This is a genomic window from Streptomyces sp. NPDC059816 (genome assembly GCF_042732055.1).
Classification (GTDB): Bacteria; Actinomycetota; Actinomycetes; order Streptomycetales; family Streptomycetaceae; genus Streptomyces.
This window is the reverse complement of record NZ_JBHWIQ010000004.1, coordinates 101,416-117,265: the sequence shown is the minus strand read 5'-3', so window position 1 is coordinate 117,265 and position 15,850 is coordinate 101,416. Positions and strand designations below refer to the sequence as shown.

Here is a 15,850-nt window from a genome sequence, read left to right as displayed (position 1 = left end):
TGAACACCTCAACGCACTATGCAGGGCGATGACTCCGCTATCCGGACGTGCCGTGCGCCGTCCGTTGACCACCGTCCGAGCCCAACCGGCGCGCCGAAACGTCCACTTCATGGAATCGGTGACCCTGTGCGCCCCCCGTGCATCGGCACCGTGTGCCACGTCACGCTTACCGTTCGGGTCCGAGGGGCATGGAGGCGGTGAAGTCGCCCCGAGACGTTCCCTCGTACCCTGTACCTCGTCCCGGGGGGCCTCGCCGTTCCCTACCGACCCCCGTACCCGATAGTCCCGAGGACTGATACGCCATGCCTCGTCCGACTGCCGCACAGATCGCCTACGGAACCGCCACCGTCGTCTGCTCGACACTCGCCATGCTGTTGCTCTCCCGGACGAGTTCGGGCATCGCCGTCGCGGTCATCGCCATCGCCGCACTCGGACTCGGCCTCCTCGTGGCCGTCACCGTTCCCCTGCCGAAACCCCGCCCGCGGGGCACGCCGGTCGCCGCCCGCGCCGCGACGCCCCGCATCCCCGGACAGCGCACCGGCGGGACGCAGGCGCCCGCGGCGCGGGACACGGTCGACACCGTCGCGGCGGTGCGGCGGCTCGGTTCCGCCCGTCGACCCGCGGGCCGGCCGGGACCCACCCGTCCTTGAGGCCCGGCGAGGCGCCCGGCTCAGACGGTGCTGACCTCGACCGTCTTGGCGGCCTTGTCGTGCAGGCCCTGCTTGAACGGCTTGTCGAAGAAGCTCCACCCGCCGGCGATCGCCGTCCAGACGCAGGCGCAGCAGAACGCGAACGGCAGCCACAGCACGGCCGCCCGGACCAACGAGGTCTGGACGGAGGGAGTCGCCCCGTTATCGAGGTTGGCGACCCGCATCTTCAACAGCCGTTTGCCGACGGTCTGCCCGGTGCGGGAGATCAGCACCGTGTCGTACCCGATGTAGAGGATCGCCGCGAGGACGGACTGTCCGAAGGACTTCCCGTACTCCACCTGGTCCGGGTCCACGGAGTACTCGGAGACGCCGAACGCCCAGGACAGCAGCCAGACCACCACCCCGACGATGATCATGTCGATGATCCGGGCGAGGACGCGTTTGCCGCTGTCGGCCAGCGGGGGCATCCCCGCGAGCGGGTCGGCGCCGCCGTGGGACCCGCCGCCGGCGGCACCGTACGGACCGCCGCCGGGCGGGGGCGGCGGGGCGCCGTACGGGGAGCCGCTGCCCGGGGGCGGCGGTGGAGGTTCACCGCCGGGAGGCGGGGCGCCCCAGGTCGGGCCGCCACCGGAGGGGGGTGGCGGCCCGCCCGGGGGGCCACCGTCTTCGGGCCAGCCGCCCGGGGGCTGCCCGGGCGGCTGGCCGCCCGGCGGCGGACCTCCGGGGGGCGGGCCTCCGGGGGGCGGGTCGTAGGGCGAACCGCCCGGGGGGACACCGCCCTCGGACGGCGGCTGCTTGCTGAACGGGTCGTCTTCCGGCTGTCCGGGCCCGGGCCGCGGCGGTTCGCTGCTCATGACCCGAGTGCATCGCGAACCCCCCTGGCCCGCATCCGGCACGCACCCGTCCGGGCGATCACCCGGCCCGGCAGCGCCCCCGACGCCTACCGGGCGACGAACGTACGGGCCGCCTTGTCGTGCCAGCCCTGCCGCCACGGCCGGTCGAACACCGCCCACAGCACGCCCAGTGCACCGACCGCGAGCAGCCCGGGCACGGTGAGCACCAGGAACCGGCGCAACGCGGCCCCGAAGGACGGGGCCTCGTGCGCCCCGATGTCCTGGACCCGCAGCCCGAACAGTCGTTTGCCCGCGGTACGGCCCCACTTGGCGGTGGGCAGCACCTCGTACACGATCCCGGTGAGGAGCAGCACCGCGACGACGGCCCCGAGGTAGCCGGCGGTCGTCCCGTCCACCAACCAGACGGTGACCGTCCGGCCGGACAGCTTCGCCGCCTCGATCTTCTCGTCGACGTGGTCGGCGGCCCGGATGCCGAGCGGCACCGCCGCGGCGCCGGTCACCGCGGCGAGGACCGCGGTGTCCACCAGCCGTGCCAGCAACCGCCGGCCCAGGCCCGCCGGCCGGGCCGCCGCCTGGGCCTGCGCCACGGCCAGGAACGGATCGCTGACCGGGGGCTTGAACGGGATCACGGGCCCCTCGCCGCGCCCGTCGTCCGCAGCGGCGGGCGCGACGGGCGCCGACTGGGCGAGGCGGTGGACCTGCTGCGCCCATGAGGGCTGCCCGGCTGCGGGCCCGGGCGGTACCTGGGCCGGGAGTTCGGGAGTGCCGTGCTGCACGGGAGCGGCCGGAGCGAGGGGAGCCGCCGGGGCCGGGGGGCCGGACACGGGGGGCGCGGGAGCTGCGGGAGCCGGCAGCGCGGGTGCCGGGGCGGCGGGCTGCAGGGACGCGGGCGGCGGGGACGATTGGGCGGGGACGACGGGGGCGGGTGCCGGGGCCGCGGGGATGGGCTGCGGCGGGAGTTGGACGGGGCCCTGCTGGTGCGGCACCGGGCCCGGCGCCGCGGGCGCGGGGGACGTCGGGGTGCCGGGCGGGGCGTGGGTGCGCGGCGCCCGGTGGAACGTCATGGTGCTGTTGTCGCCCGGGACGACCCGGGCGACCTCGCCGCGGACCGGGGCCTCCGGTCCGGCGCCCTGTCCCGCGGCGTCGGGGAAGTTCGGGGCGGCGGGCGCCGGGGGCGCGGAGCCGGTGGCGGGCGCCGGGGGCGCGGCCTGCGCGGTGGACGCGCGGGGGTCGGGCACCGACGGGGCGCCCCAGGAGACCTTGCGGTCCTGGTCGCCGCCGAAGCCCGACTGGAGGCCGGGGCTCGCGCCCCAGGAGGCGGCGGGTTCGGGGCGGTTGCCGTGCGGGGACGACGGGAGCGCGGGCTCCGACCGGGGCGGCTCCTCCTCGTCGAAGAAGACGGGGCCGGTCTCCTCCACGGGCGGGGCGGCGGGGTTCGCCGGGGCGGCGGCCGGGCCCGGGGCGGCCGGGGCGACGGGCGCGGTCGGCTCGGGGGTGTGCAGGAGGGCGCCGTCCGTGGGCGCGGGACGACTGGTGCCCGGTACCCACGAGGCGCCGTTCCAGTACCGGACGTAGCCCGGAATGGAGGGGTCCGGATAGTAGCCCTCACGGGGCGTTTCGTCGCCGGGTGCCGGAGTTGGGGCGCTCATGTCCGTCGTCCCGTATCTGCTCGTTGGTGGGTGATGGGGGCTCCACATCTATCAGACCCGCGCCCCCGCCCGTGCGGGACCGGCGTGACACGCCCCTTCCGAGCAGGGCGCACCACCCGGTGGCACGGTGGTGCGCCGGTGGAACCGGGCCCGGGTGACGGGCCATCGGGCGGGTACGCGCGGCAGGACGCGACGGGTCGCCGGGAACCGCTGAAAAAACTTTCCGGAAGTCGCGTAATGCTCCCGGGCGGACGCGCTCTCCCTCGCGTGGACCTGTTCCGGGTCCGCGTACTCAGGGAGAGGAACGAAGAGATGCACACCGTGGTGGAGCGCGAGTTGGAACTGAGGCTGGTCCTGTCGCCCGAGCGCAGCATTCCCGTGCCGGCCCGGCTGACCTACCGGTCGAACGACCCGTTCGCCGTGCACATCACCTTCCACATCGGTACGGAGCACCCGGTGAACTGGACGTTCGCCCGGGAGTTGCTGGTGGAGGGGGTGTTCCGGCCGTGCGGGCAGGGGGACGTACGGGTGTGGCCGACCAAGGTCGACGGCCGCAGCGTGGTGTTGGTGGCGCTGAGCTCCCCGGACGGGGACGCCCTGTTGGAGGCGCCCGCCGCCCCCGTGTCCGCGTGGCTGGAGCGCACCCTGCGGGCCGTGCCGCCGGGCACGGAGACCGAACAGCTCCACATCGACGACGGTCTGGCGGCGCTGCTCGCGCCCACCCCGGACCGCGGGCAGGACGACCTGTGGCCCTGCGAACCGCTGGCCGGCGACGAGGGGCACGACGGGGAGTGAACACGGTGCAGGGCCGCCGCGCACCGCTGCGGTCAGAAGAGCTTGCCCGGGTTGAGGAGCCCCAGCGGGTCGAAGGCGTGTTTGACGGCCCGCTGCGCCTCCATGCCCACCGGGCCGAGTTCGCGGGCCAGCCACTCCTTCTTCAGGACGCCGACGCCGTGTTCACCGGTGATGGTGCCGCCCAGTTCGAGCCCGAGGGCCATGATCTCGTCGAAGGAGGCGCGGGCCCGGCGCGTCTCCTCGGGGTCGGTGGCGTCGAAACAGACGGTGGGGTGCGTGTTGCCGTCGCCCGCGTGGGCGCACACCCCGATCGTCAGCCCGTGCCGCTCGGCGATCCGCTCGACTCCGGTCAGCATGTCGCCGAGCCGGGTGCGCGGCACGCACACGTCGTCGATCATCGTGGCGCCCTTGACCGCCTCCAGGGCGTTCAGTGCCAGCCGCCGGGCCTGGAGCAGCAGTTCGGACTCGGCACGGTCCGCGGCGGGCACCACCTCGGTGGCGCCGGCCGCCGTGCACAGGGCGCCCACCGCGGCGAGGTCGGCGGCCGGGTCGGCGGTGTCGAAGGCCGTGAGCAGCAGGGCCTCGGTGGTGTCGGGCAGGCCCATGCGGGCGAGGGAGTTGACGGCGCGGACGGTGGTGCGGTCCATGAGTTCGAGCAGCGCGGGCGTGTGGCCGGCGGCCATGATCCGGCAGACCGCGTCGCAGGCGGCGGCGGCCGAGGGGAACTCGGCGGCCAGGACGAGGCGTTCCGGCGGCTTGGGCACCAGGGCGAGGACGGCGCGGACGACGATGCCGAGACTGCCCTCGGAGCCGACGAACAGCCGGGTCAGGTCGTAGCCGGCGACGCCCTTGGCGGTGCGCCGTCCGGTGCGCAGCAGTCGGCCGTCGGCGAGGACCACGTCCAGGCCGATCACGTACTCGGCGGTGACCCCGTACTTGACGCAGCACAGGCCGCCGGCCGCGGTGCCGATGTTGCCGCCGATCGTGCACGTCTCCCAGCTGGACGGATCGGGCGGGTAGGCGAGGCCCAGCTCGCCGGCGGCCCGGTTCAGCGCCGCGTTCACCACGCCCGGTTCGACCACGGCGATCCGGTCCACGGGGCTGATCTCCAGGATGCGGTCCATCTTCACCAGGGACAGCACGAGGCAGCCGTCCACGGCGTTGGCGCCCCCCGACAGTCCGGTGCGGGCGCCCTGCGGGACGACCGGGACGCGCAGTTCCGTCGCCGTGCGCATCACGTGCTGGACCTGCTCCACGGTGCGCGGCAACACCACGGCGGCCGGGACGCCCGCCGCGCAGAAGCTCGCCATGTCACGGGCGTAGGAGGCGGTGACGTCCGGATCGGTGTGGATCGCCTCGGCCGGCAGACCGGCGAGGAGGCGGTCGACCAGGGTGGTGCTCGTGGTGCTCATCCGCCCAGCGTCGCACCCGGGGCCATCGGTGTGAACCCGGGCGTGCTGCGCGTCACCTGCGCGGACGCCGCCACCGGGCCGGGTCACAGTGAGCGCCATGAAGGCCACGACGAGCGCGATCCGGGCCCTGGAGTCGCCCGCGGAGACGGCTACGGAGACGGCGGCGGACGAGCAGCCGTCGCGGTCGGCGGTGCGGTGGCGGCGGGCCGGCCGGGTGCTGCGGGCGACGCTCGTGGCGGGGCTGGTCGCCGGGGGTGCGGCAGCGCTGGTGCTGTGGCCGCAGCCGCGCGCGACGGTGCCGCCCGCGCCGGGCCCCGGGGCACGGGCCCTGAGCGCGGTGGAGAGCGGCGGCCCGGCGACGGCGGCGGACCTCGCGGTGCTGATCGCGGACCGGGAGCGGCACCTGCGGGTGCACCCCGGGGACACCGCGTCCCAGGCGGTGCTGGGCGCGGCCTACGTCGAGCGGAGCCGGCGCACCGGCGACTGGGCGGACTTCCCCCGGGCCGAGCGGGCCCTGCGCGCCGCGCTGGCGGCCCGGCCCGGGGGCGATGCGGGTGCGCTGACCGGGCTGGCGGCGCTGGCGGTCGCCCGCGGTGACCTGCCGGCGGCCCGGACCTGGGGCGAGCGGGCGGTACGGCTCGCGCCGAAGCGGTGGGCCTCGTACCCGCCGCTGATCGAGGCGTACCGGGGGCTCGGTGACGACGCGGCGGCCGGGAAGGCGCTGGAGGCCCTGCGGGGGCTACGGGTGCCCGAAGCCGCGGTGCGCACGGTGACCGGGCGGTTGTACCGGGAACGGGGGTGGCGCGAAGACGCGGTGGCGAACCTGACGGACGCGGTGACCGCGGCCCGGACCCCGGCCGAGGAGGCGTGGGCGCGGCAGTTGCTGGGGGAGGTCGCCTGGGACCGGGGCGAGACGGAACCGGCACTGCGGCACTTCGACGCGGCGCTACGGGTCGACCCCGGCCGGTACGAGGCGCTCGCGGGGCGGGGGCGTGCGCTGGCGGCGCTGGGGCGCGGCGACGAGGCGGTGCGGGCGTTGCGGGAGGCGTCCGCGCGGCGGCCCGTGCCGGAGTACGCGGTGGAGTTGGGCGAGCTGCACGAGGCGCTGGGCGCGCAGGACGCCGCCCGGGACGCGTACCGGGTGGCCCGGGAGCGGGTGCGGGTCCGTACGGCGCACGGGGCGCGGGACCTGGTGCTGCTCGGGCGGTTGGAGGCCGACCACGGGGACGGGGCCGCGGTTGCGGCGGTGGTCGAGGAACTGGAGGCGGAGGTGCGGCGGGCCGCGCGGCCGGCGGTGTTGGACGCGCTGGGGTGGGCGTTGTTCCGTGCCGGGGAGCCCGAGCGGGGGCTCGTGCGGGTGCGCGAGGCGCAGGAGAAGGGGCCCCGGGTGCCGATGGTGTCCTATCACCGGGGGGTGATCGAGCGGGAGCTGGGGCGCGGGGGCGCGGCTCGGCGGCATTTCGGGGACGCGGTGCGGTTGCATCCCGCGTTCTCTCCGCTTTTTGCGCCTCGGGCTCGGGCTGCGCTGGGTGCGCTCGGGGAGCTGGGTTCGGGGGGGCCTGCGGAGGTGGACGGCCCGCCCCAACCCCTGACGTCGCCGTCGGCTTCTCCGTCCCCCTGACCCTCCGATGTCCCGTGCGGGTGCGCTGTCGTTTCGCGCAGTTCCCCGCGCCCCTTGATCCTGCGTGTGCGCTGTCCCGTGCGGGTGCGTGGTGGTTTTCGCGCAGTTCCCCGCGCCCCTTATCGGGTGCGATCAGCTGCGTGTGCGCTGTGCCGTGCGGTGCGCCCCTGTCGGGGCCCGCAGGAGACGACGCGCCGTCGCCAGAGGCCCCGATCAGGGGCGCGGGGAACTGCGCAACCCCACGGCGCACAGCACAGGAAAGCGAACCCAGGACCGGACGCACCCAATAGGGGCGCGGGGAACTGCGCGAACACACCGCGTACCCGGCCGGGACAGCGCACCCCCAGGTGGACAGTGGACGGGTACGGGGGTTACGGGGGAACCGTTACAGGTTGCCGCGGGCTTCCTGTTCGCGTTCGATCGCCTCGAACAGCGCCTTGAAGTTGCCCTTGCCGAAGCCCATGGACCCGTGCCGCTCGATGATCTCGAAGAACACCGTCGGCCGGTCCTGCACCGGCTTGGTGAAGATCTGGAGCAGGTACCCGTCCTCGTCCCGGTCCGCGAGGATCTTCAGCTCGCGCAGCGTCTCGACGGGGACCCGGGTGTCACCGACCCACTCCCCCAACGTGTCGTAGTACGAGTCGGGGGTGTCGAGGAACCGGACGCCCGCGGCCCGCATCGTCCGCACCGTCTCGACGATGTCGTTGGAGGCGAGGGCGATGTGCTGGACGCCGGCGCCCCCGTAGAACTCCAGGTACTCGTCGATCTGCGACTTCTTCTTCGCGATGGCGGGCTCGTTGATGGGGAACTTGACCTTGAGCGTGCCGTCGGCGACGACCTTGGACATGAGGGCGGAGTACTCGGTGGCGATGTCGTCGCCGACGAACTCCTTCATGTTGGTGAAGCCCATGACCTCGTTGTAGAAGGCGACCCATTCGTTCATCCGGCCGAGTTCCACATTGCCGACGCAGTGGTCGATGGCCTGGAAGGTCCGCTTCGCGGGGGGCGCCACGATCGGCTCGGCGGCGACGAAGCCGGGCAGGTAGGGGCCCTCGTAGCCGCGCCGTTCGACCAGGGTGTGCCGGGTGCGGCCGTAGGTGGCGACGGCGGCGAGGACGACGGTGCCGTTCCCGTCCCGGACCTCGTACGGCTCGGTGATGCTGCGGGCACCGTGCCGCACCGCGTACGCGTGGGCGGCGCGGGCGTCGGGCACCTCGATCGCGAGGTCCACGACGCCGTCACCGTGTTCGGCGACGTGGTCGGCGAGGAAACGACCCCACTCGGTGGCGGGTTTGATCACGGAGGTGAACACGAAGCGCGCGGAGCCGTTCTCCAGGACGTAGGAGGCGGTCTCGCGGCTGCCGTTCTCGGGGCCGGAGTAGGCCACGAGCTTCATGCCGAACGCGGTCGAGTAGTAGTGGGCGGCCTGTTTGGCGTTGCCCACGGCGAAGACGACCGCGTCCATGCCCTTCACCGGGAAGGGGTCTGCCTCGCGCGCGGTGGTGGGGGCGGGATTCATGTGCGCAGAAGTAGCTGCCATGTCGGCAGGCTCCCGCCCTTCCACAAGGTGCGCAATAGTTTGCGTTTTTAGTGGGCATTATGACTAGGCAGAAGACCGTTCAGGGGGTCTTTCTGTACATGATGACCATGAGGGAGGCCCCATGGCGATCGATCATCTGGACGGCCGGCTCATCGTGCTGCTGGCCCGCGAGCCACGGATCGGGGTGCTGGAGATGTCCCGCCGCCTCGGAGTGGCCCGGGGCACGGTGCAGGCCAGGTTGGACCGGCTTCAGTCGAACGGAGTCATCCGGGGGTTCGGTCCCCAGGTCGATCCGGCGGCCCTCGGCTACCCGGTGACGGCGTTCGCCACGCTGGAGATCCGACAGGGTCAAGGCGCCGATGTCCGGGCCCACTTGGCGACCGTTCCGGAGGTGCTGGAACTGCACACGACGACCGGCAGCGGGGACATGCTGTGCCGGCTGGTGGCCCGCTCGAACGCCGATCTCCAGCGGGTGATCGACCGGGTGGTGGGTTTTGATGGCATCGACCGGGCCGCCACGGCGATCGTCATGGAGAACCCCGTACCGCTGCGGATCATCCCGCTGGTGGAGCAGGCGTCACAGGACGACTGACCTGACCCCACCGGCGCGCTCCCCCGGCGGACCCGGCGCCGGGCGAGGAGGGCGGGACGGGTGTGAACTTCTGGAGCTATCTCGGCAACCGTCACGAACAGTTGCTCGCGGACGCGTACCAGCACGCCTCGGCGGTCTTCCAGTGCATGGTGGTCGCCACCGTGCTCGGCGTGCTGATCGGGGTGTTCACCTACCGCAGCGAGTGGGCGGGCAACCTCGCGACCACCACCACGGCGACCCTGCTGACCATTCCCTCCCTGGCGATGATCGGTCTGCTGATCCCGCTGGTGGGCCTGGGCGTCGCCCCGACCGTCATCGCGCTGACCCTGTACGGGCTGCTGCCGATCGTCCGGAACGCGATCGTGGGGCTGCGCGGGGTGGACGCCACCCTGGTGGACGCGGCGAAGGGCATCGGCATGTCGCGCGGTGCCCGGTTGCTGCGGATCGAGCTCCCGCTGGCCTGGCCACCGATCCTCACCGGCATCCGGGTCTCCACCCAGATGTTGATGGGGATCGCCGCGATCGCCGCGTACGCCTCGGGCCCGGGCCTCGGCAATGAGATCTTCCGCGGGATCGCCTCGCTGGGCAGCAAGAACGCACTGAACCAGGTGCTCGCCGGCACCCTCGGGATCGTCGTGCTCGCCCTGTTGTTCGATACGGCGTACGTCCTGCTCGGGCGGCTGACCATTCCGAGGGGGATCCGTGTCTGAGCCCGCCGCAGCACCACCGCAGGTCGACGGGCCCGCCGTCCGGGCGGCCACCGGGGCGGCCATCGAGTTGGAGAACCTGAGCAAGCGGTACCCGGGCAGTGAGGCGCCCGCCGTCGACGACGTGTCCCTGGAGATCAAGGCGGGCGAGACGGTCATCTTCGTCGGCCCCTCCGGCGGCGGGAAGACCACCCTGCTGAAGATGATCAACCGGCTGATCGAGCCGACCGGTGGTCGGATCAGGATCGCCGGCGAGGACGTCACCGACATGGACCCGGTCCGGCTGCGCCGCAAGATCGGGTACGCGATCCAGTCCTCCGGGCTGTTCCCGCACATGACCGTCGCCCAGAACATCGCCCTGGTCCCCCGCATGACCGGCTGGACGAAGTCCCGGACCAGGGACCGGGTCGAAGAGATGCTGGACCTCGTCGGGCTGGACCCCGGCGAGTTCCGCGACCGCTACCCGCGCCAGCTCTCCGGCGGTCAGCAACAGCGCGTCGGGGTGGCCCGGGCCCTCGCCGCCGACCCGCCGGTCCTGCTGATGGACGAACCGTTCGGCGCGGTCGACCCGATCACCCGCGACCACCTCCAGGACGAGCTGATCCGCCTCCAACAGGAGCTGCGCAAGACGATCGTCTTCGTCACCCACGACTTCGACGAGGCGATCAAGCTGGGCGACCGGATCGTGGTGCTGCGGGAACGGTCCCAGATCGCCCAGTTCGACACCCCGGAGGCCATCCTCACCAATCCGGCCGACGACTTCGTCTCCGGGTTCGTCGGCGCGGGCGCGGCCCTCAAACGGCTCAACCTCACCCGGGTGCGGGACGTGGAGATCCGCGACTACCCGACGGTCACCGTGGACGACCCGCTGCAACGCATCTTCGACCTGCTGAAGACCGTCGGCACCAACGAGATCCTGCTCCTCGACAAGCGGGGCCGCCCCTACAAGTGGCTCCGGCGCGGCGACCTGATGCGGGCCCGCGGCTCACTGGCCCGGGCCGGCACCCTGGTGCACGACACGGTGACCCGGGACGCCACGCTGCGGGACGCCCTGGAGGCCGTCCTCACCGACAACGCGGGCCGGGTCGCGGTCACCGGGCGGCGCGGGGAGTACACCGGGGTGGTCGACATGGAGACGCTGATGAACTCGGTGCACGAACTCCTGGAGGCCGACCGGCTGGAAGCCCTGGAGCACCAACACGAACTGCTCGCCCAGCACGCCGACCGCACCCGCGCCGAGCAGGAGGGCGCCTCGGACGGGAAGCGGGCGCCGTGAACGGGCCCCCGGGCTCCCACGAGGTCAAGGGCGTCGGCTTCCAGGACACCGGCGAGGCCCCCGAAGCGGCCCGGCCGTCGACCGCCAACTCCCGGGTTCCCGCGCGGGTCACCTGGCGCAAACTGGTGATCCTGCCGTCGGTGATCGCCATCGTGCTGCTCGCGACCTGGCTGTGGTTCCAACAGGCCAGCCTGGACTCGGTCAGCCGCAACGCGCTCGCCGGGGACGTGGTGCGGCTACGGCTGTGGGAGCACATCCAGCTGACGGCGATCTCCACGTTCTTCGTGCTGATCATCGCGATCCCGCTCGGCATCCTGCTGACCCGGCGACTGCTGCGCCCGGCGGCACCGTTCGCGATCGCCCTGGCCAACGTGGGCCAGGCGACCCCGGCGATCGGACTGCTGGCCCTGCTGGTGATCTGGCTCGGCATCGGGGCGCGCACCGCCCTGGTCGGCATCATCGCCTACGCACTGCTGCCGGTGCTGTCCAACACGATCGCCGGGCTACGGGCCAACGACCCGACGCTGCTGGAGGCGGCCCGCGGCATCGGGATGTCCCCGGTCGGGGTGCTGCGCCGGGTGGAACTGCCGCTCGCCGTCCCGCTGATCCTCGCGGGCGTGCGCACGGCACTGGTGCTCAACGTCGGCACCGCGACCCTGGCGACCTTCGGCGGCGGCGGGGGCCTCGGCGATCTGATCACCGCCGGGATCACCAACCAGCGGATGCCGGTCCTGGTACTCGGCTCGGTGCTGACGGTGTCGCTCGCCCTGTTCGTGGACTGGCTGGCGTCCATCGCCGAACTCCTGCTCCGCCCACGGGGGTTGGAGGTGGGGACGTGAACGGCCGCGCCACCCGGTCCGGGGTACGGGCACGGGTGCGGGGACGGGTGCGCGGGGCGGTGGTGGCGCTGGCGGGCGGGGCGCTGCTGGCGGGGTGCGGACTGACCAGCGGGTCACCGATGGTGGACGACGTGCACCCGGGGTCGATCGGACAGGGGCTGCCGCTGAAGGGCGCGCACCTCACGGTGACCTCGAAGGAGTTCACGGAACAGCTGATCCTGGGCGCGATCATGGGCATCGCCTTCGAGGCGGCCGGCGCCGAGGTCCTGGACCGGACCGGCATCCAGGGCTCGATCGGCGCCCGCGAGGCCGTCAAGTCGGGGGACGCGGACGGGATGTACGAGTACACCGGCACCGCCTGGATCACCTACCAGGGCAACTCGGCGCCGATTCCGGACCCGGAGGCCCAGTGGCGGGCGGTGCGCGACGCCGATCTGAACAACGGCATCACCTGGTTGGCGCCGGCCCGGCTGAACAACACGTACGCCCTGGCCACCAACCGGGCGAACGAGGAGAAGTACCGGACGCGGACGCTGTCGGACGTGGCGGCCCTGTCGAGGTCGGACCCGAAGGCGGTGTCCCTGTGCGTGGAGAGCGAGTTCGCCTCCCGTGACGACGGGCTGGTCGGGATGGAGAAGGCGTACGGGATGGACATCCCCCCGTCCCGGGTGATCCGGATGGACACCGGGATCATCTACACCCAGACCGCCAAGGGCGCCTGCACCTTCGGCGAGGTGTTCACCACGGACGGCCGCATCAAGGCCATGGACCTGGTGGTCATGACCGACGACAAACACTTCTTCCCCAACTACAACGTCGCCCCGGAGATCAACACCAAGGCCCTGGAGAAGCACCCGGCGATCCGGGACGTCCTCGACCCGATCACGGCCCGGCTCGACAACACGGTGGCGCGCGAGCTGAACGCCAAGGTGGACGTGGACGGCGACGACCCCCACGAGGTGGCCTTGGACTGGCTGGTCACCGAGGGGTTCGTGAAGGAGTGAGCCAAGTTACAAAGATTTCTATGCAACGCCCTCTTTGCAAGACGTTCTTTGCATAGCTATCTTTGTACACATGGAACCTGTGGAACCCTTGGAGCCCGTAGCACCCCTGGAGCCCTCGGAGCCGGTGGAGCCCTCGGAGCCGGTGGAGCTCACGGCGGCGGTGGAGCCCGCGGCGGCGGCCGGCGCCGAACGCAAGATCCGCCAGCTGGACGCCCGGACCCTGCGCGGACTCGCGCACCCCTTGCGCATGGCGCTGCTGCACGCCCTGCGCCGTGGCGGGCCCGCGACCGCCTCGCAACTCGCCGCGAAACTGGGCGAGTCCAGCGGGGCCACCAGCTACCACCTGCGCCAGCTCGCCGCGTACGGCTTCGTCGAGGACGCGCCCGAACAGGGCAAAGGGCGCGAACGCTGGTGGCGCGCCGTGCACGAGGGCACCGAGTTCGGGAGCGGCCTGATGCACGACGCCGATCCGGAGACCCGGGGCGCGGTCGACGTGTTCCTGCACGAGATCGCACACAGTCACGCCCGCGAGGTGTCGACCGCGATCGCCACTCGGGACGACTGGTCGCAGGAGTGGTCCGACTCGACCGACCTCAGCGACTTCACGCTGCGGCTGACACCCCGTCAGACCCGTGAGCTGTCCCGGCGGATGCACGAGCTCGTCAACGGCTACCTGGACTCTGCGGCCGAGGACGACACCGGATCCGCCGCCCGGGTCCGGGTGCACCTGCACGCCTTCCCCCAGCAGGACGTCTGAGTCCGCACCCGGCCCCCGCTCCCGATCTCCGTACCCGGAGGGAGAACGTCATGCATCCCGAGGTCCATCTGATGATCCACCGTCAGCGCGCCGTCGAACTGCGGCAGGAAGCGGCGCCGTACGCACGGGCCTCGCCCCGGCCGCGAACCGGTCGGCCCACCGGTCGACGCAGCGAACTGCGGACCCGACTGGGCTGGGCCCTGGTCGAGTTGGGGCTACGGCTGGCCACCGCGCCCCGACGGCTCGGTCACGGTCTCTGACACTCCCCTGTGGTGCCGGGTCAGCAGCTGGGGACCCCGTCGCCCTTCTCCAACGCCTTCAGGGAGTTCACCGCGCCCTTGAGATCGGTGACCGGGACCAGTCGCAGCCCCTTGGGAAGGTCGGTGCGGGCGTCTTTGCACTCCGCCTTCGGCACCAGGAAGACCGTGGCACCGTCGCGCCGCGCCGCCCGGGTCTTCAGGGAGACCCCGCCGACGGGTCCGACCTCGCCGTCCGGGGTGATCGTGCCGGTGCCGGCGATCGTCCGGCCGCCCGTGAGGTCACCGCCGATGCCGTCGCCCTGGAGCTTGTCGATCACGCCGAGGGCGAAGAAGAGGCCCGCGCTCGGGCCCCCCACGTCGGCCAGCCGCAGCGAGACCCGCACGTCGTCGAAGTCGCCACCCAGGTAGTTCAGAGCGGCCTCGGACGCGGTGTCCTGGGACTTCTCCATCTCGCGGGTGTTGTGCTGCTCGATCTCCTCGGTCGAGTCCCCGGACGGGTAGACCGCATCGCGCGGCATCACGGCCCGGTCCTCGCGGAACCAGCTGTCCCAGACGGTGCCGAACTGGACGTCGGTACCCGGGCCCGTCGCCTCGATGGTCGTCATCCGCAACTGCCCCGAGGTCTTCCGCACCGGAGCACCCTCGATCGTGATCACGGCGGTGCCGTCGTTCTTGCCGAGGACGTCCGCCGTCAGACCCGGTTGGGCGATGACGAAGGGGAGGGGTGCGAAGACCGCGGTGGCCACCAGGGCGACGACCGGAACCGCGCAGAGAACGATGGCCTGGAGGCGTGTGAGGCGTGAGAGCACCCTGCAACCTTACGGGCACCGGGCGCTCCCGCTCGTGTCCCGGGTCGCGCTCAGCGCAGGGCGTCGGCGACCTCGCGGGCCGCGTCCACCACCCGCGGCCCCACCCGCTCCGGCACCGAGTCGGACAGCATGACGACCCCGACGCTGCCCTCAACTCCGGTCACCCCGAGCAGGGGCGCCGCGGCGCCGCTGGCCCCGGCTTCGAGTTCGCCGTGCGTGAGGGCGTAACCGGGATGGTCGAGGAGGCCCTGCCGGGCGGCGAGGATGGCCCGACCCGCGGCCCCCCGGTCCAGCGGGTGCCGGAACCCGGTGCGGTAGGCGACGTGGTAGTCGGTCCAGGTGGGTTCGACCACGGCGACGGCCAGGGCCTCCGAGCCGTCGACCAGGGTCAGATGGGCGGTGGCCCCTATGTCCTCGGCGAGCGCGCGCAGGGCGGGTAGCGCGGCCTCCCGTACGAGGGGGTGCACCTGGCGGCCCAGCCGGAGCACCCCGAGGCCGACCCGGGCCCGACCACCGAGGTCACGGCGGACCAGCGCGTGCTGCTCCAACGTGGCGAGCAGTCGGTACACGACGGTACGGTTCACACCGAGCTTGGTGGACAGCTCCGTCACGGTCAGCCCGTGGTCGGTGTCGGCGAGCAGTTTGAGGACACGCAGTCCTCGGTCGAGCGTCTGAGAAGTCTCCGCGGTCACGACGCCCACTCCTTCGGTGATGAGGGGTCGCGGCCTCCTCCGCGGACGAGCGTCACCCGTCCCTGGGCGATGCGTGGCGGAGGCTGCCGGCAGCCAAGGCGACCCGGGGCCCACGGGCGAAGCCCACGGCACACCGGCTGCGCTCCGCGGCGGCGCTGCCACGGGGCGTGTGCGTTGCGGGGACACTAGCGAGCCGGTTCGATGAGCGGAAGTCTCCGTCCAGAATCCGGGCACGGACTCGCGAGTAGCGTCCGCTTTTCCCTGTTTCGTTCTCCGGGTACGCGGTGCTCGGCGCAGTTCCCCGCGCCCCCGGGTGGATGCCTGTCGCGGTGCGTCGTTCACCGCGGGTGCGTCGCGCTTGCTCGCGCAGTTCCCCGCGCCCCTTCGGTGCGC

The 15,850-nt window shown here is 72.8% G+C and carries 16 protein-coding genes; 10 read left to right on the top strand and 6 right to left on the bottom strand.

Features of this window, described 5'->3' with window-relative positions; all coding sequences use genetic code 11:
• Positions 1-302 precede the first annotated feature (302 nt).
• Positions 303-650 (top strand): hypothetical protein, encoded by a 348-nt coding sequence (locus tag ACFV88_RS07105; RefSeq protein ID WP_385486926.1) that lies wholly within the window; start codon positions 303-305, stop codon positions 648-650.
• A 20-nt stretch (positions 651-670) separates the two neighbouring features.
• Here ACFV88_RS07105 and ACFV88_RS07100 read toward each other — a convergent pair whose 3' ends face one another.
• Positions 671-1,504, bottom strand: coding sequence for an RDD family protein (locus tag ACFV88_RS07100; protein WP_385486924.1), 834 nt, complete (start codon positions 1,502-1,504; stop codon positions 671-673).
• An 86-nt stretch (positions 1,505-1,590) separates the two neighbouring features.
• Positions 1,591-3,153: an RDD family protein gene (locus tag ACFV88_RS07095; protein WP_385486922.1), complete on the bottom strand. Its 1,563-nt coding sequence runs from the start codon at positions 3,151-3,153 to the stop codon at positions 1,591-1,593.
• 312 nt (positions 3,154-3,465) lie between these two features.
• Between ACFV88_RS07095 and ACFV88_RS07090 the strand changes: the two genes are divergently transcribed.
• A complete protein-coding gene (locus tag ACFV88_RS07090) occupies positions 3,466-3,948 on the top strand; it encodes an SsgA family sporulation/cell division regulator (RefSeq protein ID WP_385486920.1) in 483 nt (160 codons plus the stop codon).
• A 32-nt stretch (positions 3,949-3,980) separates the two neighbouring features.
• Here ACFV88_RS07090 and ACFV88_RS07085 read toward each other — a convergent pair whose 3' ends face one another.
• A complete protein-coding gene (locus tag ACFV88_RS07085) occupies positions 3,981-5,360 on the bottom strand; it encodes an FAD-binding oxidoreductase (RefSeq protein WP_385486918.1) in 1,380 nt (459 codons plus the stop codon).
• A gap of 97 nt (positions 5,361-5,457) precedes the next feature.
• Between ACFV88_RS07085 and ACFV88_RS07080 the strand changes: the two genes are divergently transcribed.
• Complete coding sequence (locus ACFV88_RS07080) at positions 5,458-6,981, top strand: tetratricopeptide repeat protein (protein WP_385486916.1); 1,524 nt, start codon at positions 5,458-5,460, stop codon at positions 6,979-6,981.
• Between the two features lie 385 nt (positions 6,982-7,366).
• On the opposite strand, the gene hppD is transcribed toward ACFV88_RS07080, so the two are convergent.
• Complete coding sequence (hppD, locus tag ACFV88_RS07075) at positions 7,367-8,521, bottom strand: 4-hydroxyphenylpyruvate dioxygenase (RefSeq protein ID WP_385486914.1); 1,155 nt, start codon at positions 8,519-8,521, stop codon at positions 7,367-7,369.
• A 121-nt stretch (positions 8,522-8,642) separates the two neighbouring features.
• Between hppD and ACFV88_RS07070 the strand changes: the two genes are divergently transcribed.
• The 7 genes from ACFV88_RS07070 to ACFV88_RS07040 all read left to right on the top strand — a co-directional run bounded on the left by ACFV88_RS07070 (position 8,643) and on the right by ACFV88_RS07040 (position 13,956).
• Positions 8,643-9,113 carry an Lrp/AsnC family transcriptional regulator gene (locus tag ACFV88_RS07070; protein ID WP_385486912.1) on the top strand — a complete coding sequence of 157 codons (471 nt, stop codon included), beginning with the start codon at positions 8,643-8,645 and terminating at the stop codon, positions 9,111-9,113.
• A 62-nt stretch (positions 9,114-9,175) separates the two neighbouring features.
• On the top strand, positions 9,176-9,823 hold the full coding sequence (locus ACFV88_RS07065; protein WP_385486910.1) for an ABC transporter permease: 648 nt from the start codon (positions 9,176-9,178) through the stop codon (positions 9,821-9,823).
• Positions 9,816-11,096 carry a betaine/proline/choline family ABC transporter ATP-binding protein gene (locus tag ACFV88_RS07060; protein ID WP_385486908.1) on the top strand — a complete coding sequence of 427 codons (1,281 nt, stop codon included), beginning with the start codon at positions 9,816-9,818 and terminating at the stop codon, positions 11,094-11,096. The genes ACFV88_RS07065 and ACFV88_RS07060 overlap by 8 nt, the downstream gene beginning before the upstream one ends.
• Positions 11,093-11,935: an ABC transporter permease gene (locus ACFV88_RS07055; RefSeq protein ID WP_385486906.1), complete on the top strand. Its 843-nt coding sequence runs from the start codon at positions 11,093-11,095 to the stop codon at positions 11,933-11,935. Before ACFV88_RS07060 ends, ACFV88_RS07055 begins: the two co-directional genes overlap by 4 nt.
• Positions 11,936-11,982: 47 nt before the next feature.
• Positions 11,983-12,939 carry a glycine betaine ABC transporter substrate-binding protein gene (locus ACFV88_RS07050; RefSeq protein WP_385487412.1) on the top strand — a complete coding sequence of 319 codons (957 nt, stop codon included), beginning with the start codon at positions 11,983-11,985 and terminating at the stop codon, positions 12,937-12,939.
• Between the two features lie 70 nt (positions 12,940-13,009).
• Positions 13,010-13,696, top strand: a complete 687-nt coding sequence (locus ACFV88_RS07045; RefSeq protein ID WP_385486904.1) for an ArsR/SmtB family transcription factor — start codon at positions 13,010-13,012, stop codon at positions 13,694-13,696.
• Positions 13,697-13,746: 50 nt separating this feature from the next.
• Complete coding sequence (locus ACFV88_RS07040; protein ID WP_385486902.1) at positions 13,747-13,956, top strand: hypothetical protein; 210 nt, start codon at positions 13,747-13,749, stop codon at positions 13,954-13,956.
• Positions 13,957-13,976: 20 nt separating this feature from the next.
• On the opposite strand, the gene ACFV88_RS07035 is transcribed toward ACFV88_RS07040, so the two are convergent.
• Positions 13,977-14,765 carry a S16 family serine protease gene (locus tag ACFV88_RS07035; RefSeq protein WP_385486899.1) on the bottom strand — a complete coding sequence of 263 codons (789 nt, stop codon included), beginning with the start codon at positions 14,763-14,765 and terminating at the stop codon, positions 13,977-13,979.
• Between the two features lie 50 nt (positions 14,766-14,815).
• A complete protein-coding gene (locus ACFV88_RS07030) occupies positions 14,816-15,457 on the bottom strand; it encodes an IclR family transcriptional regulator (RefSeq protein ID WP_385486897.1) in 642 nt (213 codons plus the stop codon).
• Between the last annotated feature and the right edge of the window lie 393 nt (positions 15,458-15,850).